This is a genomic window from Microcoleus sp. OTE_8_concoct_300 (assembly GCF_031383065.1).
Taxonomy (GTDB): Bacteria; Cyanobacteriota; Cyanobacteriia; order Cyanobacteriales; family Microcoleaceae; genus Microcoleus.
Genome location: NZ_JANMZH010000770.1, coordinates 1 through 25,189, shown reverse-complemented (window position 1 = coordinate 25,189; position 25,189 = coordinate 1). Strand labels below are relative to the sequence as shown.

Annotated in this window: 14 protein-coding genes and 1 pseudogene; 11 read left to right on the top strand and 4 right to left on the bottom strand. The window is 45.2% G+C overall.

Features of this window, described 5'->3' with window-relative positions; translation table 11 throughout:
• Positions 1-257: 257 nt before the first annotated feature.
• Positions 258-659: pseudogene (locus ACUVJL_RS34365) on the top strand (endonuclease domain-containing protein).
• A gap of 496 nt (positions 660-1,155) precedes the next feature.
• Here the strand turns inward: ACUVJL_RS34365 and ACUVJL_RS34360 are convergent.
• Positions 1,156-2,076 carry a transposase gene (locus ACUVJL_RS34360; protein WP_445249924.1) on the bottom strand — a complete coding sequence of 307 codons (921 nt, stop codon included), beginning with the start codon at positions 2,074-2,076 and terminating at the stop codon, positions 1,156-1,158.
• 581 nt (positions 2,077-2,657) lie between these two features.
• Here ACUVJL_RS34360 and ACUVJL_RS34355 point away from each other — a divergent pair.
• On the top strand, positions 2,658-2,816 hold the full coding sequence (locus ACUVJL_RS34355; protein WP_445249923.1) for a hypothetical protein: 159 nt from the start codon (positions 2,658-2,660) through the stop codon (positions 2,814-2,816).
• 72 nt (positions 2,817-2,888) lie between these two features.
• Here the strand turns inward: ACUVJL_RS34355 and ACUVJL_RS34350 are convergent, their stop codons facing one another.
• Genes ACUVJL_RS34350 through tnpA form a run of 3 tightly spaced genes read right to left on the bottom strand, consistent with a single transcriptional unit; the run spans position 2,889 to position 4,970 of the window.
• Positions 2,889-3,290, bottom strand: a complete 402-nt coding sequence (locus ACUVJL_RS34350) for a succinylglutamate desuccinylase/aspartoacylase family protein (RefSeq protein ID WP_445249922.1) — start codon at positions 3,288-3,290, stop codon at positions 2,889-2,891.
• Positions 3,272-4,579 carry an RNA-guided endonuclease InsQ/TnpB family protein gene (locus tag ACUVJL_RS34345; RefSeq protein ID WP_445249921.1) on the bottom strand — a complete coding sequence of 436 codons (1,308 nt, stop codon included), beginning with the start codon at positions 4,577-4,579 and terminating at the stop codon, positions 3,272-3,274. The genes ACUVJL_RS34350 and ACUVJL_RS34345 overlap by 19 nt, the downstream gene beginning before the upstream one ends.
• Positions 4,572-4,970 carry an IS200/IS605 family transposase gene (tnpA, locus tag ACUVJL_RS34340; RefSeq protein WP_445249920.1) on the bottom strand — a complete coding sequence of 133 codons (399 nt, stop codon included), beginning with the start codon at positions 4,968-4,970 and terminating at the stop codon, positions 4,572-4,574. The genes ACUVJL_RS34345 and tnpA overlap by 8 nt, the downstream gene beginning before the upstream one ends.
• Positions 4,971-5,426: 456 nt before the next feature.
• Between tnpA and ACUVJL_RS34335 the strand changes: the two genes are divergently transcribed.
• The 9 genes from ACUVJL_RS34335 (at position 5,427) to ACUVJL_RS34295 (ending at position 24,474) form a co-directional block, all read left to right on the top strand.
• On the top strand, positions 5,427-7,004 hold the full coding sequence (locus ACUVJL_RS34335) for a protein kinase domain-containing protein (protein ID WP_445249919.1): 1,578 nt from the start codon (positions 5,427-5,429) through the stop codon (positions 7,002-7,004).
• Positions 7,005-7,328: 324 nt separating this feature from the next.
• The gene (locus tag ACUVJL_RS34330; RefSeq protein WP_445249918.1) at positions 7,329-10,067 is read left to right on the top strand and encodes a DEAD/DEAH box helicase; all 2,739 of its coding nucleotides are present in this window, start codon (positions 7,329-7,331) and stop codon (positions 10,065-10,067) included.
• A gap of 324 nt (positions 10,068-10,391) precedes the next feature.
• On the top strand, positions 10,392-13,160 hold the full coding sequence (locus tag ACUVJL_RS34325; protein ID WP_445249926.1) for a family 10 glycosylhydrolase: 2,769 nt from the start codon (positions 10,392-10,394) through the stop codon (positions 13,158-13,160).
• 553 nt (positions 13,161-13,713) lie between these two features.
• Positions 13,714-17,658: a PAS domain S-box protein gene (locus ACUVJL_RS34320; protein ID WP_445249925.1), complete on the top strand. Its 3,945-nt coding sequence runs from the start codon at positions 13,714-13,716 to the stop codon at positions 17,656-17,658.
• Between the two features lie 7 nt (positions 17,659-17,665).
• The gene (locus ACUVJL_RS34315; RefSeq protein ID WP_445249917.1) at positions 17,666-19,090 is read left to right on the top strand and encodes a hybrid sensor histidine kinase/response regulator; all 1,425 of its coding nucleotides are present in this window, start codon (positions 17,666-17,668) and stop codon (positions 19,088-19,090) included.
• A 210-nt stretch (positions 19,091-19,300) separates the two neighbouring features.
• Positions 19,301-19,693 (top strand): response regulator, encoded by a 393-nt coding sequence (locus ACUVJL_RS34310; RefSeq protein ID WP_445249916.1) that lies wholly within the window; start codon positions 19,301-19,303, stop codon positions 19,691-19,693.
• Positions 19,690-22,260 (top strand): response regulator, encoded by a 2,571-nt coding sequence (locus ACUVJL_RS34305; protein WP_445249915.1) that lies wholly within the window; start codon positions 19,690-19,692, stop codon positions 22,258-22,260. Before ACUVJL_RS34310 ends, ACUVJL_RS34305 begins: the two co-directional genes overlap by 4 nt.
• On the top strand, positions 22,235-23,893 hold the full coding sequence (locus ACUVJL_RS34300; RefSeq protein WP_445249914.1) for an adenylate/guanylate cyclase domain-containing protein: 1,659 nt from the start codon (positions 22,235-22,237) through the stop codon (positions 23,891-23,893). Before ACUVJL_RS34305 ends, ACUVJL_RS34300 begins: the two co-directional genes overlap by 26 nt.
• 68 nt (positions 23,894-23,961) lie before the next feature.
• Positions 23,962-24,474, top strand: a complete 513-nt coding sequence (locus tag ACUVJL_RS34295; protein WP_445249913.1) for a DUF1499 domain-containing protein — start codon at positions 23,962-23,964, stop codon at positions 24,472-24,474.
• Positions 24,475-25,189: the final 715 nt, after the last annotated feature.

The window sequence follows — 25,189 nt, the reverse complement described above, 5'->3', positions numbered from 1 at the left end:
GTGACAAGCAAATTGTAGTTCTGCTACTGCCCATTCTGCCGTCCTAGTTCCTCACTCGCCTCTGGTGCCATAATTTACTGATTAATTGAGTCGATTCCTGGTTGTCAATCCTACTCCGGCCGGAGTGATCGCCGGAGGTCGCTCCGGCCGGGGCCGGAGCGCCTTTGTTAAGAAAGATGTGAGTAAGGCCTAGCTTACCAAGGGGGGGCTGGGGGGGTTAAAATACTCAGCAACCAACAAAAAAATCCTATACAACGATGACAAAACTCTACAACAAAAGCTCAGAGAAATTCAAGCGGCAGAAGCTTCGCACAGAAATGACAGAAGCTGAAAAGCGACTATGGCAACACCTTAGAAACAGACAGCTTGAAAATTGTAACTTTCGCAGACAATATTGTGTAGCAGCATTTGCGATCGATTTTTACTCGCCGGAAATCTAGTTAGCACTAGAAGTTGATGGTGAGAGCCATTTTGTGGATGGCGCTGTAGAATATGATGCAGAAAGGCAGACCTTTATTGAGTCGGCAAGGATTAAATTTTTGAGGTTTACTAATGATGATGTTTATCATAATTTGGATGGGGTTTTAGAGGTTATTGTAGAGGGGATTAAATCGTTGAGAACATCGGGTGTTTTACCCCCCCCAGCCCCCCCTTGCTAAGGGGGGGAGTAAGAGACTGGAGTTTAGACTAAAAAACGAGCGCATCTAAAAGTAGCTGCCTTTAAATATCCGGCAAGCTGTTACTCAAAAACTCAAGAGGGAGAAGATTAAATAGCTAATTTTGAAGATTTTTTGCGTCGAGAAACCCGTTTTTTGACAGTGGGATAGCACGGTGCCTTGGTACGTACCTTTCCTTTTTCCCAGCCGGGGGCTTTTCCCCTATGTTTAGGGATTTTTGTAGGAGTACCAATGTCAACTAAAACCGAAAACATTTATTGGGCAACACGTCCAGGAGTTAAATCGATCGTAGCAGATTGCCTGCAGGAGTCTATTCTCGATCACTAAATCTTGTGCCAGCCAGAGTTGCCAACTCATTAACGGCATTAAATCACTCCAACGCTCAGATTGTTCAGGAGTTCTCAAGTTAGGCAATGTCCAATGCAATCGTTGCTTCGCAAATCGATACCAATGATCGACTCCAAAACGTCGCAAATATTTAAACCAAATAGTTTCGCTTGGGTAGAGTTCGTTCTCCAACCCAAGCCAACCATAAGGGTGGAAACGGCTGACCGTTTGACATGGGCTTCATTCTTTCGACCAGAATTAAATTGATTTTCTGTTGGGCCGCACGATAAAAATGTAAGTCCAGCCATTGTCTGACTCGGACTTTTCCCAACTCTGGATGTTCGTCAATTTCAATCGCAGTATCCGCTTGAAGCCAGGTGTTTGGGTCGTTGAGTCTCATTTTTTGCCCGTGTTTGCGTGGTCTACCGCGACCACTATAGGCTGGTGGTGCTGACCATAAGCAGGCATTTTTTCGGACTCTCATTAAACAATCAGCAAGGACGGAAGCTTGCGTTAGCGCCAGCACCCAACAAGCATTCCCATATTCAGCATCTAAAACTGCTAAAACTGGGTTGACGCTCTGTTCACAGACAAGTTTGAGTTGGGAAGCTGCTTGAAGTATGGGTGAAGACCCGCTACTAATTCTTTCATGGAGCAGAGGTAATGCCCAACTTCCTTGTGCTTCTGGTATCCAGGCAATTGTACTGTATCCCTGTCCAACAGTTACGCCCCTCTGATATTCATGAGTTCTGTCTTTTAACGTTTTGGCATCTGGTCTCCCCCATGCAGTGTGGTCGATTGCCACTAATATGTGTTCCGTTGGGGGTGCTTCCTCCTGTAATTGCTGGAAATACAGCAGCATCAGTTTTTTCCGGTCTGGTCTACAGTCTTGTAACGCTTCGTAGACGCTTGGCCATTGACGATTGAATAATGGATTGAGCGAAAATTCCGCTAAACACGACACATTCCTTGTGGTCATCACTGAATCCATCAGCTCGAATGTTGCATCCTTGGCTCGTACCAATAATTCGTATGCTGCTTGACGAAAGTCCTTTAATCGTTCACTGTTCATTTAAGGAGTGGATAGGTTTTATTTTTCACCCTCATTCTCTCCTTAACGGTGGCTCTAGTTCTTCTTTTGCCACCGTTCTCATCTTTGGTTAGTCTAAACTACAGTAAGAGAGTTAGCCCCTTGCTAAGGGGGGGAGTAAGAGTTAGAAAGGTAGATGAGATTTAATCGCTGAGAACATCGGGTGTTTTACCCCCCCAGCCCCCCCTTGCTAAGGGGGGGAGTAAGAGAGTTAGCCCCTTGCTAAGGGGGGGAGTAAGAGTTAGAAAGGTAGATGAGATTTAATCATTGAGAAGATCGGGTGTTTTACCCCCCCAGCCCCCCCCAAAGCAAGGGGGGGAGTAAGAGAGGTAGGCCCTTGCTAAGGGGGGGAGTAAGAGTTAGAAAGGTAGATGAGATTTAATCGCTGAGAACATCGGGTGTTTTACCCCCCCCAGCCCCCCCCTTAGCAAGGGGGGGAGTAAGAGAGTTAGCCCCTTGCTAAGGGGGGAGTAAAAGTTTCTATAATCCCAAATCGAGGGGCTTGTTTGTATGTGATGATAACGGGATATTCCCCGCGAAATTTGCAGGGTCAAAACCCGTTTTTGGCGATTTTACAAAATGATGGGGTTCCTGTGGACGATCGCACTTCGGCCATTCCTCAACCGCTAGCCACAGTTATCGATCGCGCTTTAATTGACAATCCTGAAATTTATTATAAAAGTGTGGCGGAATTAAAACAAGCCCTATTCAATAGTATATAGTAAATTATGTTTCGACTACCAATAGGTTTTCAGAAACCCGCTTTCTTGAAGAAACCGGGTTTCTTGGTCTTCTCAATCTGCCATCACAGACAACACATACTCTCCTTGATTTACTGACTGATTGGTCGAAACATCAAAAATGAAAACATCCGACTCAGCACAAACATCAACTAAACTGGGAAATTCCCCATTCTTATTAAAGCTGAGAATTTGATAAAGCCGATCGCCCTTTTTGACAAAACTCCCCAATTGCACTCGATTTTGAATCATCCCGCCCGCCGGCGCGTAGTATTTGATCGCTGAATTCTTGGGGGTGAAAATAACTTGATGATTCGCTGTTTCCGCGAGAGGAAATCCATCTAGTTTCAATAAACCCTTACTTGCTAAGTAATTTTTGATGCCCCGCAAGCCATTCGCCACCGACTGGGGATTCATTTCCATCCCCGAACCTAATTCTAAAGTCCAAGCTTCCACTTGATACTCCCCATGCCGTGCATGCGAGGGGATTCTTGAAGAGTCCAAAGTCGGATTTTCAAAGGCGCTATCAATTCGCCGCTACTGATTTGGCTGAGATCAAATCCCAACCTTACCGCTACTTTTCTCATAATGTTGGCTGCACCGTTGCAATCAGCATTTATTTTTGTACCGTTTGCCGAACGATACAGCCCGCGAGTTATTCTTTTTCCTGATTCTTTCCACCCTTCAGTTTTTTCACCGAACGCAGGCAGCGAATCATTGTCGAGAAAACTGGCTTTTGATGTGTATGCCTCTTCGGTTTCTACGAACTTAATTTTATACTGCTGACACAACTGGAGTATTCTCTCCTTTAGTCTCCCCGTAGGAATTTGCACAAATTTTTGATTAGTCTTTTGACCCATATTTGCGCCTTGCTTTTGCTCTTTATTCCACCCAAATACTACTGTTTCTATTCCATTCTTAAGGCAGTGATTAATTACAATTCTCGCTGCCTTGTTTACTGCATCTCTAACTTGCCGATTCCTTTTCTCGGTAATCCTAGCTAATTGATTTGACCAGAAACCCTGCGGTCGATTCTCTTTCAAAATAGAGATTCGCTTGTTGTACCACTGATTTAAAGATTTTAGGTGTCGTCCATCAATAATGAAAGAAGTTCCTACATTGGACACACCTGTTAGCCAGTTATTAATCCCATGATCTAATCCCAGTACACTACCTGGAATCATAACATTGCCAACCAATTCCTCTGTTCTATACACAAACTCGGCATAAAAACACCGATTTCTGGGAAGAATCCGAATTTCAACCAGTTTCTTGTAGTCTAAATTTGATGGCATCGGCAAGAAAAATTCTCCGATTCCAAACCAAAGCTTGACCTTGCTACCTAGGGGAAAACGTAGTAATCCGTTTTTGAGTTTGACATCAGCTTTAGGGAATGTCACCAACTTCAGAGAATCTTTTCTGTATTTTGGTAGTTTTGGATGTTGTGTGACAGTCCCAGATTTGACTCCTTTTAGCAATCCAAAGTATGAACTAAAAGATTCAGCGACACTGGTTAAAGTTTGTTGCGCGACATGGGAGTACAGAGCCTTAAAATGCAAGTTTGATTTGAACATTTTATGGAAATTGTATTTCCCAGGAATCTTGCCAGTTTTAAAATACAACTGGCGACCGTAGTACAAGGCACAATTTGCTAGCTTGTTTGATTCGCCACATACAAACTCTAAAATTGCTTTCAGACTTGAATCAGCATTAATTAAGTTTTGCTGACATCCGTAACTAGACATTTTTTTGATTCTCGATATACTGCTTGACCACAGATAGTGGCGCACCGCCAACCGTTGCAACAAAGTAACTATTCGTCCACAGAGTTGGTAATCTGCTTTTTAGCCAAGGAAATTCTTGTCTCAGTAGTCGAGATGAACGTCCTTTCAAGTATCGGATTAACTTGGCGATTCCGAACTGTGGGTCTACTCCTACTAAAATGTGAACATGATCTGGCATCACTTCCATTTCTAATAGTTCGGCGTTAAATTCGGTGCAAACTTCTTGTAGAATCGTTTTTAGGCGAATATCTACACCATTAATCAACACAGACCTACGATATTTCGGGCACCAAACAATATGGTAATTGCAGCAATACGTTACATTGCTGTTGGATTTGAGTTTTGCTTTCATCTTTACAGTATATACTGACCAACCTGTATATTGTGTGTTGAAATGTAAAGAATTACTCAAGGCGGTTGAAACCGCTGCCGACTTTTCCCCCTGTCTGAAGCCAGGGGCTTGCGTCTCGTTTTTCGGTCAAAACGGCGGCGAGAGTTCATAATGCGATCGGTATTTTCATTCAACCATAAATTGACTGAATTGTAGGGGAGGGTTCACCCTAATTTATGCCGCTTAACGAGCATCTAAATAAACCCGCCCCCACCACCCAAAATCTCGGTTAACCAGAATCTAAACAAACCCGTCCTCCACCACTCAAAATGGGCGAGAAACCCGGTTTCTACGAGATTTTGTGTTGAGTAACGAGAAATCTACAAAGAAACCGGGTTTCTGAGGTCAGCCCCTACACAAAATCTACCCACTTCAGCTATAATCAAAACCATCATCTACACATCCTCACACAGCAATATGCGGCACTGGGCACCTGGACAACAACTGCACCAAGGCAAATATATCATCGAAGAAATCCTCGGCGGCGGGGGATTCGGTGTCACCTACCGCGCTCAAAATCGTAAGGAAGGCAAGTTAGTTGCGATTAAGACTCTCAATGCTAACGTTCAAGGTAAGCCAAATTTTCGGGAATTGCAAACTAAATTTGTCAATGAAGCTTTGTGTTTAGCAAAGTGCAGTCATCCTCATGTTGTTCAAGTTTATGAAGTATTTCCAGAAATGGCCGGAAATATTGAATTGTGGTGCATGGTGATGGAATTGATCGACGGGATGGATTTAGCTGACTATCTGGAAGATAACGGGATTTTGTCGGAAGAGAAGGGTTTGCCAATTATTCAACAAGTGGGAAATGCGCTGAGTTTTATTCATCAGCAAGGATTTACTCATCTTGATGTTAAACCGCAAAATATTATGCTCAGAAAGCAGGGTTTGTCAGCGGTTTTGATTGATTTTGGTTTGGCGCGACAGGCGACAATACCGGGGAAGTTAAGGACTAATAGTAATTCGGGGACTGAGTGTTTTGCACCTCTGGAGTTGTTGGAAAAACGAGCGGAAATTGGTGCTTATACTGATGTTTATTCTTTGGCGGGGACGCTTTATGTAATGTTGAGTGGTGAGTTACCATTTCCGTCGCAATTTAGAAAGCAAAATGTGCCTTTAATTCCGCCAAATCAGCACAATAATAAAATTAGCGACAAGGTGAATCAGGCAATTATTAAGGGGATGGAGTTAGAACCGCAAAATCGCCCGCAGTCGGTGCAGGAATGGTTGGATTTGCTAATACCGAAACAAGGGGCTAATTTAGTGATGCCTAAACAGGCTGCTAATTTAGTGATCCCTAATCTGCCACCGCTAAAATTTCTGGATCTACAGCCTGCTAATGAGGTACAATTAGTGATACCGAAACAGGTCACTAATGAGGTACAATTGGTTTCAGCGGTAGGAATGGATTATAGAAACTTGCGAGAGTTATTAGCAGCAGAAAAGTGGGAAGAAGCGGATGAGGAAACGGCGAGAGTGATGTTGAAGGTGGCAGGTAGGGAGGAATACGGATGGCTGGATAAATCATCAATAGATAATTTTCCCTGCGAAGACTTGTGTACCATTGACCAACTTTGGGTAAAATACAGTAATGGGCATTTCGGCTTTTCGGTGCAGAAGCGCATTTATCAAAGTCTGGATGGATTCAGTAGTAAATCCCATCGTAAAATATTGGAAGCGTTTGGCGATCGCGTAGGTTGGCTTGTGAATAACCGTTGGGTGGATCGCGATGAACTAAAATTCAACACCAAGACAGCACCAGAGGGACAAATCCCTCAGTGCCGTGCGTGTGTGCGTATATGGTGGTTTGGGAGCGGTGGGTTTTGGGAGGGGGGGTATCTCATTTCTTCGCTCGCGTCAAGACTTGTAAAGTTTGGCGTTGCTGATTTTGGGTATGATTTTTATTTATTAGCCATCGCATGGGGTAAGGGTAGGTCAAGAAATATCAGGTTATATCCTGTGGGGAGTGAAGTCCTTCGTTTAAGAGCGGACTGAAGTCCGCACTACGAACCTGCCTGTGCGTGCGGAGTGAAGTCCTCCGTTTAAGAGCGGACTGAAGTCCGCACTTACGAACCTGCGCGTGCGTGCGGTTAATTGATCGGACACGATCAAGAAAAAAACAGCAGTCCAGACGGCAAACCTGGTTCGATCGCTATACTAGATTTTTAAGGCACTAAGCGTAAAAGTCCGAATCACCCACTCCCTTACTTCCTGCGAGTGCCGATCGGCTGACGAAGGTTTAAAATCAATACAGTCCTCTGCTGACTTGCTTTCAGCAAGATTTAAGCATACTTACCCTGAAACCTTATAATAATCCTTGTGCCAGACACTGCCCAGAACCGCCCAGAGCTGGATCTGAAGACCATATTTCCCTTCGAGCTAGATAACTTTCAGAGAGAGGCGATCGCCGCCCTTGATGCAGGTAAATCCGTTGTTGTGTGCGCTCCCACAGGCTCTGGGAAAACGTTAATCGGGGAATACGCCATCCATCAAGCACTGTCCAGGGGGCGACGCGTCTTCTACACCACTCCCCTCAAAGCTCTGTCTAACCAAAAGCTGCGCGACTTCCGCAGTCAATTTGGAGACGACAACGTAGGTTTGCTCACCGGCGACATCTCCGTCAATCGAGATGCGCCGATTTTGGTGATGACTACCGAAATATTTCGGAATATGCTCTACGGTACGCCTATAGGAGAAGTCGGTACTTCCCTCACCGGAGTCGAAACCGTGGTGCTCGACGAGTGTCACTACATGAACGATCGCCAGCGTGGTACCGTCTGGGAAGAATCCATCATCTACTGTTCGAGCGAAATTCAACTGCTCGCCCTCTCAGCAACCGTTGCCAATAGCGAGCAACTCACAGACTGGATTAACAAAGTCCACGGGCCCACAGAGCTCGTCTACTCAGACTTTCGGCCAGTGCCGCTGCAATTCCACTTCGCCAACCAAAAAGGGATATTTCCCCTGCTAGACGAGACCGGCAAAAGAGTTAATGTCCGGTTAGTCCCCAAAAAGAAGCAGCAAAAAGTAGAAAGAGGCAGCATCCCCACTCCGAGTTTGACCGATGTTTTGGCCCGGTTGGACGATCGAGATATGCTACCAGCAATTTACTTCATCTTCAGCCGTCGCGGGTGCGACCAAGCAGTCGCAGAAGTCGGCAATTTCTCCCTGGTTAACGAAGCCGAAACAGCCGAACTCAAACGCATCATTGACGATTTTTTACAGCGAAACCCAGAAGCAGAACGCTTCGGTCAAAAAGAAGCACTTTTAAAAGGCATCGCCGCCCACCACGCAGGCATTTTGCCCGCTTGGAAAGGTTTAGTAGAAGAACTCTTTGGCAGAGGTTTGATTAAAGTCGTATTTGCCACCGAAACCCTAGCAGCCGGGATTAATATGCCCGCCCGCACCACAGTCATTTCCACCCTGTCCAAGCGCACCGACAAGGGACACCGACTGCTAAACGCTTCAGAATTCCTGCAAATGGCCGGTCGGGCGGGTCGGCGGGGGATGGACGAGCTCGGGCACGTAGTCGCAGTTCAGACGCGCTTTGAAGGCGCAAAAGAAGCCTCTTATTTGGCAACAGCCAAAGCCGACCCCCTCGCCAGTCAGTTTACTCCCAGCTACGGCATGGTGCTGAATTTGCTGCAAACTCACACTCTCGAGGAAGCTCAAGAGTTGGTAGAGCGGAGTTTTGGTCAATACCTGTCTACCTTGTACTTGCAGCCGCAGCAAGCAGAATTAGACCGATTGCAAACAGAATTGGCGGTGCTCGAAGAGTCCCTGGCGGCCGGAGGAAATGTCTCCACCCTGGAAAAAGAGCTCGCCCATTACGAAAAATTGCAGGGAAGACTCAAAGAAGAGAAACGTTTGCTGAAAACTTTATTGCAGCAAGCTGAAGAAGCGCGATTTAAGGAAATGTCCGTAGCTGTGGCTTTTGCAGTGCTCGGCACGGTTCTGAGTCTCAAAGGTAAGCACGTTCCGACAGCCAAACGATCGCACACAACTCCTGTACCCGCCGTATTGGTTGCCAAAACCCCAGGTTCCGGCCAAGCTCCAAATTTGGTGTGCTTGGGCAAAGATAACCGCTGGTATATCGTCGCCATTAGTGATGTAGCTACCCTGCACGCCGAATTACCCCGCTTGAGCGTTGCAGATACCTTGAACCCCCCCTCGGAAATGCCCCTGAGACTCGGCCAGTGCCGCTTGGGAACTGAAGAAACTGCTTCAATTGCTGGATCGATCCCACAATTGCCGACACCGGAACCGAGCCCAGAGGCTCACGAGCAACAGCAGAAAATCGCAGCCCTAGAAGCTAAGCTAGAAATTCACCCGGTTCTAGAATGGGGCAATCCCGGTACTTTGCTCAAACGCCAGCGCCGCCGGGAAGAATTGAAAAAAGAAATCCGCAAAAGCGAACAAGATTTAGAAAAGCAGCGAGCTCGCTACTGGGAGCAATTTCTCAACTTAATCGACATCTTGCTGAATTTCGGCTGCTTGGAAAGAGTAGTTTCGGCAAATGCAAACCGAGATGACTCCTCCGACAGGTTGGTACCCACAATCTTGGGCCAAGCTTGCGCCGCCATTCGCGGCGATAATGAACTGTGGCTGGGTTTGTCCCTGATGTCTGCAGAGTTTGACGAACTCGACCCCCACCACCTCGCTGCTGCTTGCGCGGCCTTAGTTACAGAAGTTTCCAGGCCCGACAGTTGGACTCACTACTCGCTGTCGCCGGAAGTTTTGGCACCTTTGGACAATCTACAAAAAGGCTTGCGTCGCCGATTGTTTCAAGTTCAGTACCGTCATGAAGCTGCAATCCCGATTTGGCTGGAACGGGATTTAGTGACTTTGGTCGAACAGTGGGCTCTGGGTGTTGAATGGCTGGAACTGATTAGCCATACGAGTTTGGATGAAGGGGATGTGGTGCGGATTTTGCGCCGGACTTTGGATTTCTTGTCTCAGATTCCTCATGTTCCTCATGTTTCGGATTCTTTGCGTAGGAATGCTTGTCGGGCGATGCAGTTAATCGATAGATTTCCGGTGAATGAAGCTGCAACTTAGAAAAGTGTTGACAGTTAACTGTTGGCTGTTGACCGTTGGCTGTAAGCTGTCCGGCCTCTAAATTGTATTTTGGGTTTTTCAACCCAAATGCACGCAGATTTTAATCTAAAATCGTTTACGGTTGCATCGGTATAGTTCAAATGTCCAAATGTCCAAACAGTCAACAGTCAACAGTCAACAGTCAACAGTCAACAGCCCTAAGGACTACACCCAGATTTAAATCCAAAATCTAAAATCTAAAATCTAAAATCTAAAATCGATCGATCGCTCTTAATGGTGATTGAATTTTTCTCAAGCGGTGTGGTGGGTAATTCTCATATTTTTATGCAACAGATTAAAAAAACTTATCAAAGGCCTGATGCCTGCTCCCAGGCAAAAAAAAATCGCTTTTTCACTTTCTTGCAAAGAGTCTTAATTGGAACTCTAGCGAGTACATTACTCAATCTCTTCATCCTATTTCCCTCTCCGAGTTTCGCAGAAGTAGTTCTGGGCGTCGTTCGCAGTTCCGAGAATTCTCCCGATTGGGTGAAGATTACCACGCGCCTCTGGGAAAGTGGGATTGCTTACACACCAATCAATCTCGAACAAATCAAAAGTACGGCGGATTTAGCAGGCGTTAACGTGCTGTTTTTGCCCAACATTGAAACGTTGAGTCCTGCCCAAATTAAAGTTTTAGAAGCTTGGACCTCACAGGGCGGCCGCTTGATTGCTTCGGGTCCAGTCGGCCGCAGTTCCCCGGCCTTGGTGCGCCAATCTTTGCGATCGCTCCTCGGGGCCTATTGGGCTTTTCCCTTAACCCAGCCGGCGACCCCGCAACCCCGCACGCGCTGCCGCGATCTTGCTTGCACTACTTCTAACAATTGGATGCCACCAGAACAAAAAAAGGGCTCAGTCCAAGGCGGTGTCTTAATTCCGGCTGATGCGAACAGTCAAACAATTGCTATTTGGAAAGATAGTTCCGGTTCCTCCGCAGCCATCGCCACCGAGAGGGCTACCTATCTCGGCTGGCGCTGGGGTAGCGACGGTTCGGAAAATGTAGATAAGGCTTGGCTGCAAGCCTCGATCGCCCGCTGGGGAGGCACAATCGCTCCACAGCCCGGAGCGCCGCCCACCGCTGCCGCCACCCCACTACCAACTCCCCCCTCGCGAGTCACTAGAAACAGCCCTAATTCGCCGCGTAGTAACCCGCTGAGCCGACTTTCTCCCTCTGGCTCGCTTCCCGATCCAGTACCTGCAACTTTTACAGACCCTTCCGATCAGTCGGCGCCGCCCGGTTTGGACGTGCAGGCAAATTCCAATAAGCCGATCGTCAGCATTGAAGCGTACTTGATGCGCCAAGAACTCACCAACCTCCTCGGCAGGTTTGAAAGCGCCCTGACAGCAGCTAATTCAGCTAATACGCCTGTTAATCTCAATGCTGCTACCCCCCCTCAACTGGTAGCGGCAAGCAACAGTGCCGGCGGCCCGGCAGCCAGCCGCCCGCCTGTTATGCAAGGGGCAACGGCGCGGGCGATCGCCTCTGCGCGGCAGGTTTTGCAAACTTTCGACCAACTTCTGCAAGAGCAAAAGTACGCGGAGGCTAGACAGCAGTGGGTGCAGGCGCGGCAGTTGCTGTGGCAAAATTACCCCCAGGAAGGGCAGCGCGTTGGGGCGGAAATTCGCGCGGTTTGGCTCGATCGCGGTACGATCGTCGCAGCGCGATCGGAACGAGGTTTGGCGGCAGTGTTCGATCGGCTCGCCGCCGCCGGTATCAATACCGTTTTCTTTGAAACATTGAATGCCGGATATACAATTTATCCCAGTCAAGTTGCACTGCAACAAAACCCCCTGACAGTTGGCTGGGACCCGCTAGAATCTGCGGTTAAATTAGCCCATCAGCGAGGGATGGAACTGCACGCTTGGATTTGGACTTTTGCCGTAGGAAATAAGCGCCACAATACTTTAATTGGCAAGCCTAGTTCTTATCCTGGGCCTGTGCTTTCCGCTCATCCAGATTGGGCAAATATTGACAATAAAGGACGCACGCAACATCCCAACGATGGTAAATTTTATCTCGACCCGGCGAACCCGGAAGCGCGTAATTATTTGCTGCGAATTATCAGCGAAATTGCCAATAACTACAAAGTTGATGGAGTGCAATTAGACTATATTCGCTATCCTTTTCAAGATGACAATGCGGGTTTTACTTACGGTTACGGTATGGCTGCGAGGCAGCAATTTAAGCAGTTGACTGGTGCAGATCCGGTGAATATTTCGCCGAGTTCTGGCAGTTTGTGGCGACAGTGGGTAGAGTTTAAAACTAATCAAATTAATACTTTTGTAGCTGAAGTTTCTCAGCTTTTGCGCCAGAATTATCCGCGCACTATCCTGTCGGTGGCCGTGTTTCCGCACCCGGAAAGTCAGCGAATTTACAAAATTCAGCAAAATTGGGAAGTTTGGGCTCGTCAAGGCATTGTAGATTTGATTGTGCCGATGACTTATGCTTTGGATACGAACCGACTTCAGCGCATCACCGAACCGTTGGTAAAGGAACAAATTCTCGGTTCGGCTTTGATTTCTCCGTCGGTTAAGTTGTTGAGTCTCCCGGAAGTTGTGGCGATCGACCAAATTCAAGCTTTGCGCGATTTGCCGACTGGGGGCTATGCTATTTTTGCGGTGGAAAGTATCAGCAGCGGGATGCAGGGGTTTTTTAAGCGCACTCAAGGCCCCCCAGTACGTTCAACTTCGGCAGCGCAGCCGATTCCTTACCGACAGCCGTTTGCAGCGGCAGCTTCGCGCTATACTGCTCTCAAGCAGGAATGGAGTTTTTTGTTGGCTAACAATCAGTTGCGGATGTCGGAATCTGAACTGAAAGTTTTGCAAAGTCGATCGGATGAATTGGCCCAAGCTTTGAGCAAATTGGCTGCCAATCCTTCTCGGGAAAGTTTAGCAACTACTAAAAGATTGTTAACCAGTTTTCAATCTCAATTTCCATCTTCGATGCGCTTGCATTCAGCAGAAAATAGCTATCAAGTTCAAACTTGGCAAAATCGTTTGGAGAGTTTGGATATGCTGTTACGTTACGGCGAAAGGATGGAGTTGAATCGCAGGTAAATGCAGGTTTTTGGGGGGCGTGGCTGTGGATAGGGCGATTCCCTACGGGATAGCTTCGCTTCACGTACTCTCCCTTTCCGCATAAATACGCTATAGTAATGTAAATTCATACCTGTACAGTGGTCAGTAAGGTACAATCCCAACCCTGTACTCAAAGTAATCTCCATTGCCTGCAATAAGTAGGCGGTGTACATGATAAAGCACTTTTCAGGTAAGCGCTTTATCATGTCCGCGCGCACAACCACAATAGACTTGAATTGCAGGCATTCGCTCTCCTATCTTGAAATGCCTCTGCGTTGCATCTGCTGTTTATCAATCAAAAATTCATGCAATAAGTCTAATAAAATTCGGCGATAAAGCCAGTTTATACGAAAAAATTCGGGTTGACTAACGAGAAATCCGGAAAGAAACCGGGTTGCTGAGGTCACGCACTCCAAACAAAGAAACCCGGATTTTCAAAAGTTATCAAGTATCAATTACTAATTACGAATTACCAATTATCAATTACCAATTACCAATCTGTACCTCACTTGAGAATTGCCATAGGATGAATATGTTTTCTAAACCGCTCTATCGCTTTGCTACCAAAATCATCGGCAAAGCTCAATTACAAACTGTGATCGTAGTTCCTTTTTTAGTGCAAATTGTCTCCACCGTAGGAGTTGTAGGTTGGCTGTCGTTCCAAAACGGTCAGCGGGCGGTCAACGATGTTGCCGCTCAGTTGCGGGGAGAAATTAGCGATCGCATCAAAGACCGCATTGAAAATTATATGTCAATTCCCCACATAGTCAATCACCTGAACGTTCAAGCCATAAAATTGGGACAGTTGAACCTAGAAGACAAGCAAAAACTAGAACGTAATTTCCTTGAACAAATTCAATATTTTGATGCGATAAGCATCATTTACACAGCCACAGAAAATGGAGACCACTCGGGAGCAATCCGCACTAAAGATCGGATTTTGATATCTGCTGCTGACAGCTCAACTGGCAATAAGTTAGCTCGATATACTGCTGATCCTCAGGGAAACCGCCTTCAATTAGTGCAAATTTCGTCCACTATTTACAACCCGCGAATTCGCCCTTGGTACATAGCTGCCGCTGCCGCCAAAAAACCAATTTGGACTCCAATCTATACAGATTTTTTGACGAGGGAACTGGCAATTACTGCTGCTATGCCTATCTACGATGACGCTGGCAAGCTGTTAGGAGTAGCTGGTAGCGATGTGCTGTTTTCCCGAATCAAAGAATTTCTCGTCAGCCTCAAAATTGGCAAGTCGGGGCAAACTTTTGTGATGGAGCGATCGGGGATGTTAATTTCCACTTCAACGGCGACTCAAGAATTCGTGGTGGAAGGTCAAGAAACAAGACGCATCAAAGCTTCAGAAAGCGAAAATCCGGTAATTCGCCAAACCGCACAGCATTTAGAGAAATCCTACGACAGCTTAGCTAAAATCAATAATTCTCAACAGCTTACTTTTGATATTGATGGCAAGCGAAATTTTATTCAGGTAGCTCCTTTTAAAGACGATAGAGGGTTGGATTGGCTGATTGTAGTAGTTGTACCAGAGTCCGACTTTATGGAGCAAATTAACGTCAACACGCGCACGACTTTTTTGTTGTCGGTTGCAGCTTTGATCGGGGCGACTATTCTGGGTATTCTTACTGCTAAATGGGTGGTGCGACCGATTTTCAAATTGAATGCGGCGGCGAAAGCTTTGGCGCGGAATGAATGGGATACAAAGCTCACTCTGAATCGCGAAGATGAACTCGGAGAACTTGCCGCTTCTTTTAACAGCATGGCAGAGCAATTGCAGCAATCTTTTACTTCCCTATCGGAAAACGAAAGCCGAGTAAAACAATTTCTCGATGCAGTACCGCTCGGCATTTTTATTGCAGAGCCAAACGGTCAACCTCACTACATTAATCCTATAGGAAAGCAGCTTTTAGGTCAAGGACTTGTCGCAGCCGATGCGGAAAATTTGCGCCAATCCTACGGAGCTTATTTAGCGGGAACTCAGGAAATTTATCCGGCGGAACGCGACCCAATGTTAAATGCTTTGCAGGGCAAAAGTGTAACTGTTGATGACATTGAAATTTCCTCGGCTGACCAAACTATTCCCATGCAAATTTCGGGAACTCCTATTTACGACGCCCAAGGAAATATTATCTACGGAATGTGCGTTTTTCAAGATATTACGGAACGCAAACTAGCGGAGAAAGTATTAAGGGAATACAACCAAAATTTAGCAGTGCAAGTTGCCGAACGCACCGCAGAGCTTGCTAAGGCAAATGAAAAGTTTTCTAAAGCTTTTCGTTCGAGTCCGAATGCGATTACGATTACGAGAATCAGTGACGGCTGTCACCTAGAAGTTAATGATAGTTTTTGCCGGATGATGGGCTACAGTCAGGAAGAAATTATCGGTAAAACAGCGGTGCAGCTCAATTTTTGGGCTAGTTTGGGAGAGCGTGACCGCATGATTCAAATGTTAAAAAACAAGACGGCAATTCACAATTACGATCTCAGGTTTCGCAATAAAAATGGTACAGAAAGAACGGCACTGCTGTCTATAGAAACCATCGATATTGATGGAGAAGCTTGTTTTTTGTCGATTTCTAGCGATATTACCGATCGCCAAAAAGCAGAAACCGCCCTCCGGGAAGCAGAAGAAAAGTACCGCAACATTTATGAAAATGCTTTGAATGGAATTTTTCAAACTGCTGGTGACGGGAAATACATCAGCGCTAACCCCGCTTTAGCTCAGCTATACGGTTACGAATCGCCCGCAGAATTAATAGCAGCACAGCCAAATTTCAAGAACCAGCTTTACGTGAAACCCAACCGCCACGACGAATTTACAGCACTGATAAACGAGTACGGGATACTATCAAACTTTGAATCCGAAGTTTACCGCAAAGATGGCAGCATAATCTGGATTTCCGAAACTTGTCGCGCTGTCTGCGATGAAGCAGGAAATCTACTTTACTACGAAGGTTTTATTAAAGACATTACTGATAACAAACAAGCGGAAATGAAGCTGCAGCAGGCGAAAGAAGCGGCCGAAGCAGCAAACAAAGCTAAGAGTGCCTTTCTCGCCAATATGAGCCACGAATTGCGATCGCCCCTGAACGCGGTCATCGGCTTTGCTCAAGTCATGCTGCGCAGTCAAACTCTGTCTCCTGAAAATCAAGAAGATGTCGCAATTATCCTGCGCAGCGGCGAACATTTGCTGGCTTTAATCAACCAAGTTTTAGACTTAGCCAAAATCGAAGCCGGACGCACTACCATCTATGAAAAACGCTTTGATTTGTACCAGATGCTCGACGATTTAGAAGATATGTTTGCTCTCAAAGCTGAGCAAAAAGGCTTGCAATTAATCTTCGATCGGGACGCGGAAGTACCCCATTACATTTGTACTGATGAAGTGAAATTGCGGCAAGTCTTAATTAATTTGCTCAACAATGCAATTAAATTTACTTCTGAAGGGGGAGTGTCGGTGCAAGTCAAAGGAGGAAGGCAGAATGTACACAGAAATAGCGCTGACCAATTGCCCGGCCGCTACTGGCTGCATTTTGAAGTTCAAGATACTGGTGCAGGCATTGCTGCGGAGGAAATCCATCAGTTGTTTGAAGCATTCGTGCAGACAAAAACAGGTAAAGATTCTCAGGAAGGAACGGGTTTAGGTTTAGCGATTAGCCGCCAGTTCGTGCAATTAATGGGAGGTGAAATTACTGTTAGCAGCGAGATCGGAAAAGGTGCACTATTTCAGTTTGACATCCAAGTTCATCTGGTTGAAGCTGGTGATATTGAAAGCAAAAAAACTCAACGTCGAGTGGTTGCCCTCGAGCCGAATCAGCCGAGTTATCGCTTGCTAATTGTGGACGACAAACCTTTGAACCGCCAACTGTTGGTAAAACTTCTCAGTCCGCTCGGATTTGAGTTGAGAGAAGCTAATAACGGTAAAGAAGCGGTGGATATTTTTATGGAGTGGGAACCGCATCTGATTTGGATGGACATGAGAATGCCCGTGATGGACGGCTACGAGGCAACGAAACAGATTAAAACTACAACTGGCGGGCAAGCAACGGCGATTGTGGCCCTGACTGCTAGTGTTTTGGAGGAAGAACGGGCGGTGATTCTTTCGGCGGGTTGCGATGATTTTATGCGGAAACCGTTCCGAGAGGAGGATATCTTCGTGGCAATGGGAAAACATTTAGGAGTACGCTATATTTATGAAGATCCAACAGCAGTCAGTGTGGCAGGTGTAGGGGAGTCAAGTCAGGAGGTGCTGACACCGGAGGATCTCGCCTCTCTTTCTCCAGACTGGAGAGGCCAATTCAAGCAAAATATTTTGAGTGTGGACATGGAGGCGATCGCCAGTTCGATCGCACAATTGTGCACTGTCAATTCCTCTCTTGCGGGTCGGCTTCAAGATTGCATTAATAATTTTGAATATGACAAAATTTTGGACATAATCAAGATCAGCGAGAACCAGTAAATACCCGATGACTTCAACTTTACCTAAAACCAATCGAGCTAATATTTTAGTAGTAGACGACACGCCCGAAAACCTGCGGCTGCTGGCAGGAATTTTGAGCGAAAAAGGCTATCTAGTTCGCCCGGTTCCCAACGGCAAGCTAGCACTGTCTGCCGCTCAAAAAATGCCCCCGGATATAGTGCTGCTGGATATTATGATGCCGGAGATGGACGGCTATGAAGTTTGTCAGCGGCTCAAAGATTGTGAAGTAACAAAAGACGTTCCGGTGATTTTCATCAGTGCGATTAACGACGTGACGGATAAAGTTAAAGCTTTTGCAGTTGGGGGAGTGGACTTTATTACCAAACCGTTTCAGGTTGAAGAAGTTTTAGCCCGGATAGAAACTCATTTAAAAATTTGTTCGCTGCAACAAACTTTGCAAGAAAAAAATCAAGATTTAGCAACTGCGATCCACCAACTGCAAGCCACCCAAGAGCATTTGATTCAATCGGAAAAAATGGCAGCCCTGGGACAACTGATTGCCGGCATTGCCCACGAAATCAATACCCCCCTGGGAATTATAGGTTCGTCTATTAATAATATAGCTAATTTTTGGGAAGATTTTTTAGAAAAAATGCCTCAATTTTTTCAAGAACTTTCTGAAGAAAGCCAAGCTTGTTTTTTAACTTTACTCTACAGAGCTACTCATCAAGAAACTTCATTTACCAGCAGAGAGAAGCGGAAATTTAAGCAGAAGTTGACGGTGGATTTGATGGCAGAATCTGTTGAAAATCCCGAGGAAATTGCCGATACTTTAGTTGACATGGAAATCTACGAAAACCTAGAACACTTGTTGCCACTTTTTAAATTGCCGGATTGGGAAGTAGTTTTAAATACTGCTTACCAGTTTGCGAGCTTTAAAAAAAGTATTAGCCTGATCCAAAGAGCGACAGCGAAGTCGGGTAAAGTAGTATTTGCCTTGAAAACCTACGCTCATTTCGATAGCAAACAAGAAAAGGTCCAGGCGAACTTGCACGACGGCATTGAAACGGTGTTAACACTTTATCAAAATCAACTGAAACACGGTATAGAAGTAGTTAAAAATTATGGAGATTTACCCAAAATTATGTGCTATCCAGATGACTTAAATCAAGTTTGGACGAATCTCGTTCACAATGCCCTACAAGCAATGGATTATAAAGGTATTTTGACGATTGAAACTCACCAGCAAGAGGCAAATATTTTCCTCAAATTTACTGATAACGGCAAAGGCATTCCTCCAGAAGTTATTCCCAAAATTTTCCAACCATTTTTTACGACTAAATCTGCGGGCGAAGGTAGCGGTTTGGGATTGGATATTGTGAGAAAAATTGTTGAAAAACACGAAGGCACAATTGCTGTAGAGTCTATACCGGGGCAGACAACTTTTACAGTCTCGCTGCCAATCTATTAAACAAAACTTACCTCCAGGAGGCTGATTTCCCGTGACACTCGTGGCTTTCTCGCTGGCAAATACAAGATTCATTACGAGAAACCGGGTTTCTGTTCGGAAGTTCTATTAAAATAAAATAGGGGACAGATATTCTGCATCTTCGCCCGAAATCAATAAGGTAGAAGCAAGTGAAGTTGGTAAACCCACTAAAATTAAAGCAGAGAGGAAAAGATGAATAAGCCTGTAATTCTTTGCGTTGACGATGAACCAGATATATTAAAGACTCTCAAGATGCAGCTAAAGAATGAATTTAAAAATGATTACTTTTATGAATTAGCTGAAAGTGGTGATGAAGCTTTAGATTTACTTAAGGATTTTCAAGAAGAAGTTCAGGTGATTGTGGTTATTTCTGATTGGCTGATGCCGGGAATTAAAGGTGACGAACTTTTAATTAAAGTTCACCAAAAATATCCTAAAATTATTAAGGTGATGTTGACGGGGCAAGCGGATGCAGCGGCACTTCAGCGGGCAGTACAAGAAGCAGATTTATACTGTTGTTTGTACAAACCGTGGAAGAGCAAAGAGTTAATAGAGACTATAAAATCTGGGCTGGCTAAGTTATGAAAAAACCTGTGATTGTTTGTATTGATGATGAACCTGACGTTTTGAACAGTTTAAAAATTGAACTGAAAAAGGCGATCGGCGATCGGTGTATTATTGAAACGGCGGAAGGCGGGGCTGATGCTTTAGAGTTGCTGGCCGATTTGCAGGCCGATGAATACGAGATTGCTTTGGTGCTTTCTGATTATATCATGCCGGATATTAAAGGGGACGAACTGCTCAGACGAATTCACGAACGCTCGCCGGATACGCTGACTATTATGCTGACGGGGCAAGCAGATTTGGAAGCCCTGAGCAATGCTATCAAGTATGCTAAATTGTACCGTTATATCCCTAAACCTTGGCAAAATGAAGACTTAAAATTAACGGTAGTAGAAGCAATTCACAGTTACTTGCAAGACCAGAAGTTAACAGATGAAATCCTGAAGCGACAAGCAGTCAACGAAGAGTTAAAGCTAGCAAATGAGGCGCTGTCTGCGAGTGAAAGCCGCCTGAGTCAATTTTTAGAAGCTTTGCCAGTGGGGGTATCTGTTTATAATCCGGACGGCTCGATCGCCTATTTCAACCAGACAGCGGGGGAATTGCTGGGTGCAGACACTATCTCGGAAAGCACTGCGGAACAATTAGCTGCAACTTATCAACTTTATGTTGCCAATACTGATGAGCTTTACCCGCCGGATAATCTGCCAATTTTGCGGGCACTGAAAGGAGAATTTGTCAAGGTTGACGATGTAGAAATCCGTCAAGATGGAAAAGTAATTGCGATCGAGATTAATACCACGCCGATTTTTGACGCTAACGGAAATATTGCTTATGCGATCGCAGCTTTTCAAGATATTAGCGATCGCAAACAAGCCGAAAAAATACTAGCAGATTACCAGCGCACCTTAGAAGCCCAAATTGACGAACGCACAGAACAACTGCAACAAGCAAAACAAGCTGCGGAAGCAGCAAACAAAGCTAAAAGCACGTTTCTTGCCAATATGAGCCACGAGTTGCGCACCCCTCTCAATTCCATACTCGGGTTTGCGCAAATCATGGAACCCAGCCCGAATCTTACTGTCGAAAATCAAGAAAATATGAGAATTATTCGCCGTAGTGGCGAACACTTGCTCTCCTTGATCAATGAAGTCTTAGACTTGTCAAAAATCGAAGCGGGGCGGATGACGATCGACCCGAAAAACTTCGACCTCTACCGCTTGCTTGACGATTTGCAAGATATGTTTCAACTGCGGGCACTAAGTCAAGAATTGCAGTTGCTTTTTCAGCGGGAGGATGGCGTTCCTCAGTACGTGCGTACCGATGATGTTAAACTGCGGCAAGTGCTGATTAATCTTCTCAGCAATGCGATTAAATTTACGCAAACAGGCGAGATAATCTTAAGAGTTAGAAAAATAGAAAATTCGAGATTTTGTGATTTATTGGAGCGTCCAACAGCTTGCTTTGATACCACAACAAGTATTCGGGATTTTGCCCTAAATAGCAGTGATTTTGCAATGGTTAAATTGATGGAAGAGCCTGAGGATTTAACAGTTCCGGGTTTTTGGCTTCAGTTTGAAATAGAAGATACAGGAGTTGGCATGGCTCCGGAAGAATTGGGAAATATTTTTAAGGCATTTGTGCAAACAGCTTCCGGTCAAAAAAATCAGAAAGGCACGGGTTTAGGATTGAATATAAGCAGTCAATTTGTCCGCCTGATGGGAGGAGAAATCGTCGTAGAAAGTCAACTGGAAGTCGGCACTACTTTTAAATTTGAAATTCCAGTCGGTGCGGTTTATGCTGCTGATATTCCCACAGAGCAAATTAACCGCGAAGTTACTGGGTTGGAACCAAATCAACCGTGCTACCGGATTTTAATTGTAGACGATCGCGAAGACAACCGCCAACTTTTAGTCAAAATGCTTTCTCCCTTGGGTTTCGCGCTCCAAGAAGCCACCAACGGTCGCGAAGCAATAGAAATCTGGGAAAATTGGCACCCACACTTAATTTTGATGGATGTGCGAATGCCAGTGATGGACGGCTACGAAGCTACTAAACAAATTAAGGCGAGTATACAGCAGAGAGAGCAAGAGCAGCAAGAAAACGGGGAGATGAATATTTCCGCTCCCGAATCCCCGATTCCAAAGATTATTGCTTTGACAGCTAGTACAATTGAAGGAAGGCGATCGTTTGCTTTATTGGTGGGCTGCGACGATTTTATTAGCAAACCTTTCCGTAAAACAGATATATTTGATACCCTCAGCAAACATTTGGGGGTGAAGTATGTCTACTCTAACTCAACGGAGTTTATCTCCACAGGCGATCGAAATAATCTATCTGCTTCCCCCTCTAATGCTGTGCTTGCTTATTTGCCCAAACTTCCCGCAGAATGGATAAACAACATTAAGCAGGTAATCCGCAGTGCTGATTTTGACTTAATTTCCAGGACAATCGAGGAAATAAGGGATCCTCATCCTGAATTTGCCGCAATCCTCCAGGGTCATCTCGATAATTTTGATTACCAGAAAATTTTCAATTTAATTGCCGAGGCGGAGGAATCAGATAATGCAGATCAATGCGGAACAAACTGAAAACTATCAAGCAGATATTTTAGTAGTTGACGATACGCCAGATAATCTGCGTTTGTTAATTAGAATTTTGCAAAAAAACGGCTATAAAGTTAGACCTGTTACTAATGGTTTTTCTGCCATAGATGCGATTCAATCTAGCCCACCCGATTTGATTCTACTCGATATTATGATGCCGGATCTAGACGGCTACGAACTCTGTCAAAAATTGAAATCCCAACAGCAATTTAGGGAAATTCCGATCATTTTTCTCAGCGCGCTAGAAGAAGGAATAAATAAGGCAAAAGCTTTTGAAGTGGGCGGAGCAGATTATATCACAAAACCTTTTCAGGTGAAAGAAGTATTGGCGCGAGTGAGCAATCAACTTACTGTGCGTTCATTGCAAATGCAATTGCAAGAAAAAAATCAAAAGTTGACCCATCAAAATGTCCTGTTGCACCAGGAAATCGCGGAACGTCGGCAGGTTGAAATGGAAACGACGTTGCTGCTGAAGGCAACTCAAGCTATTAGCAAATCTGAGGATTTTGAGTCTGCTATAGATTTGATTTTAGGTTTAATTTGCAAAACTATTGAATGGAATCTGGGCGAAGCTTGGATTCCTTGCAGTGAGGGCGTTTTAAGATGCGCTACAGGCAGGTACGTCAGCGACTTAAGTTTTGCCCAATTCCGACAAACAAGTTGGCAGTTAACTTTTGCTCCCGGTGTGGGACTCCCGGGGAGGATTTGGCAGTCGCAGCAGTCTGAATGGATCGAGGATGTTTCTACTGCACCGGAAGAAATTTTTTGGCGGTCGAAAATTGCGACGGCTGTGGGATTGAAAGCGGCTTTTGGGGTGCCAATATTGGCGGACAACCATGTGTTAGCTATTTTGATTTTTTATCGCGAGAAAGTTCTGAAATGTCAGCCGCGCTTGTTGGAATTAGTGAGCGCGGTTGCGACGCAGCTCGGTTCGCTTATTCAGCGCAAACAAGCTGAGGCAGCCCTGAAATTGCAGCAAGAGCAAACAGAGAAATTGTTGCTGAATATTTTACCCAAACCTATTGCCGAACGCTTGCAAAAAGAGCAAAAGTTGATAGCGGATCATTTTGATGATGTGAGCGTATTGTTTGCTGATTTGGTGGGTTTTACAGAGTTTTCTGCTCAAAAAACTCCGACGCAGTTGGTAGAAATTTTGAACGGAATTTTCTCGGAGTTTGATAGGTTGTCTGAGTTGCACGGGTTGGAAAAGATTAAGACTATTGGGGATGCTTACATGGTGGTTGGGGGTTTGCCAACGCCTCGGGAGGATCACTCTGAGGCGATCGCACTTTTAGCTTTGGATATGCAGGCAGCTTTGAGAAGGTTTAATGTCACAATTGGAGAAAATTTTCAATTGCGGATCGGGTTTCACAGCGGTTCGGTGGTGGCGGGAATTATTGGGATTAGCAAATTTAGCTATGATTTGTGGGGGGATACTGTTAATGTTGCTTCGCGGATGGAGTCGAACGGATTGCCTGGTAAAATTCAAGTGACGGTAGCGACTTACGAGCGTTTGAAAGAGCAGTTTGTTTTTGAAGAACGGGGTCAGATCCCGATTAAAGGTAAAGGAAATATGCTGACTTACTGGTTGATTGAAGAACAAAGTAAATCTTTTTGAGTTTTAGGGGTCAATTTCAATTAATATTAAAATTAGATGTAATTTGTACTTTCAGGAGGGCTAATCCTTTGCAAACAGTTGAAACAAAATCGCCGACAGCATTGAAAAGAGTCCTAGTTATTTTAATGTCATTGCTAGCCGTAGCGGTACTGTCGATCGCGATTTTTATCGCAATACCCGGAGAAAAAACAATGTTTGCTGGAAAAAGACCTGCCAATATCGGCATTGTGTCAGGAAAACTCGCAGCGTGCCCGAGTTCCCCCAACTGCGTCAGCAGCTTCAGTCAAGATGCGGAACACAAAATAGAGCCTTTGGCATACACTTCGTCCCAGAGTGAAGCGATGGCAAAGCTCAAAGGGGCGATCGAGTCTTTGGGAAAAACTAAGATTATCACGGCAACTGATAATTACCTCTATGCGGAGTTCACCAGTGCTTTGATGGGGTTTGTTGATGATGTTGAATTTTTGGTAGATGATGGAGCAAAAGTCATCCATGTGCGATCTGCTTCCCGTCTGGGAGAGTCAGATTTAGGAGTTAACCGCAAAAGGATAGAGTATTTCGCGCAACTCCAACCGTTCTAGCCATTCTACCTACAATTTCTAGGATAATTCTACGATATAACTGATATCTTGCACCATTGTCAGCAACAGGCAAGATGCCTGTTCCACAAAAGATAAATTTTCTTGTGGAACAGGCATCTTGCCTGTTCATAAAAGGTTAATTGACAATGGTGCAACATATGAGATATAACCCATCTTGCAAGGTGTTCAAGGTCGCTTGTTACTCTACTACTACTGAGCTTAATTTAAAGCCTGCGAGGAATATTCTAGTTGCAGCCCACACAGGCAGTAAGTTTATCACGGGCGATCGACTTTCACCTAGCGTCCCGGTAGTGACAAACTTTTGCTTCACTCGCACTATGCAGATGACGTGACTCTAGCTTTTGTCCGTCGCTGCCCTCCGACAATATTCTGCGAACTCGCTATCTACAAATTTGTAAACATCACGCTGTGGCTTTGTGCCTACAAATTTGTAGACAGTTTGTAAACATCACACAATACACGAGACGGTAAATTAGAGTGAATCCCTTCACACACTGCTTGAAAGTCAAATAAGTCCCTGTGGCGTGTCCTTAATTTCGATCGCGACTTGTACGTGACATCTCCCACATCAACTGAGTACAGTATGATGTGGGCTTCTTGCAGCCCGATGAAGGGTATGCAAAATTTCCTTCACGGTACTGTCATCCATAGTTCCTACTACAGAAAGATTCCCGTTACGGCGTTTTATACTGGG

Coding starts and splice junctions, on each gene's coding strand:
- ACUVJL_RS34360 (WP_445249924.1), bottom strand. CDS start 2,076: ATGAACAGTGAACGATTAAAGGACTTTCGTCAAGCAGCATACGAATTA.
- ACUVJL_RS34345 (WP_445249921.1), bottom strand. CDS start 4,579: ATGTCTAGTTACGGATGTCAGCAAAACTTAATTAATGCTGATTCAAGT.
- tnpA (WP_445249920.1), bottom strand. CDS start 4,970: ATGAAAGCAAAACTCAAATCCAACAGCAATGTAACGTATTGCTGCAAT.
- ACUVJL_RS34335 (WP_445249919.1), top strand. CDS start 5,427: ATGCGGCACTGGGCACCTGGACAACAACTGCACCAAGGCAAATATATC.
- ACUVJL_RS34325 (WP_445249926.1), top strand. CDS start 10,392: ATGCAACAGATTAAAAAAACTTATCAAAGGCCTGATGCCTGCTCCCAG.
- ACUVJL_RS34320 (WP_445249925.1), top strand. CDS start 13,714: ATGTTTTCTAAACCGCTCTATCGCTTTGCTACCAAAATCATCGGCAAA.
- ACUVJL_RS34315 (WP_445249917.1), top strand. CDS start 17,666: ATGACTTCAACTTTACCTAAAACCAATCGAGCTAATATTTTAGTAGTA.
- ACUVJL_RS34310 (WP_445249916.1), top strand. CDS start 19,301: ATGAATAAGCCTGTAATTCTTTGCGTTGACGATGAACCAGATATATTA.
- ACUVJL_RS34305 (WP_445249915.1), top strand. CDS start 19,690: ATGAAAAAACCTGTGATTGTTTGTATTGATGATGAACCTGACGTTTTG.
- ACUVJL_RS34300 (WP_445249914.1), top strand. CDS start 22,235: ATGCAGATCAATGCGGAACAAACTGAAAACTATCAAGCAGATATTTTA.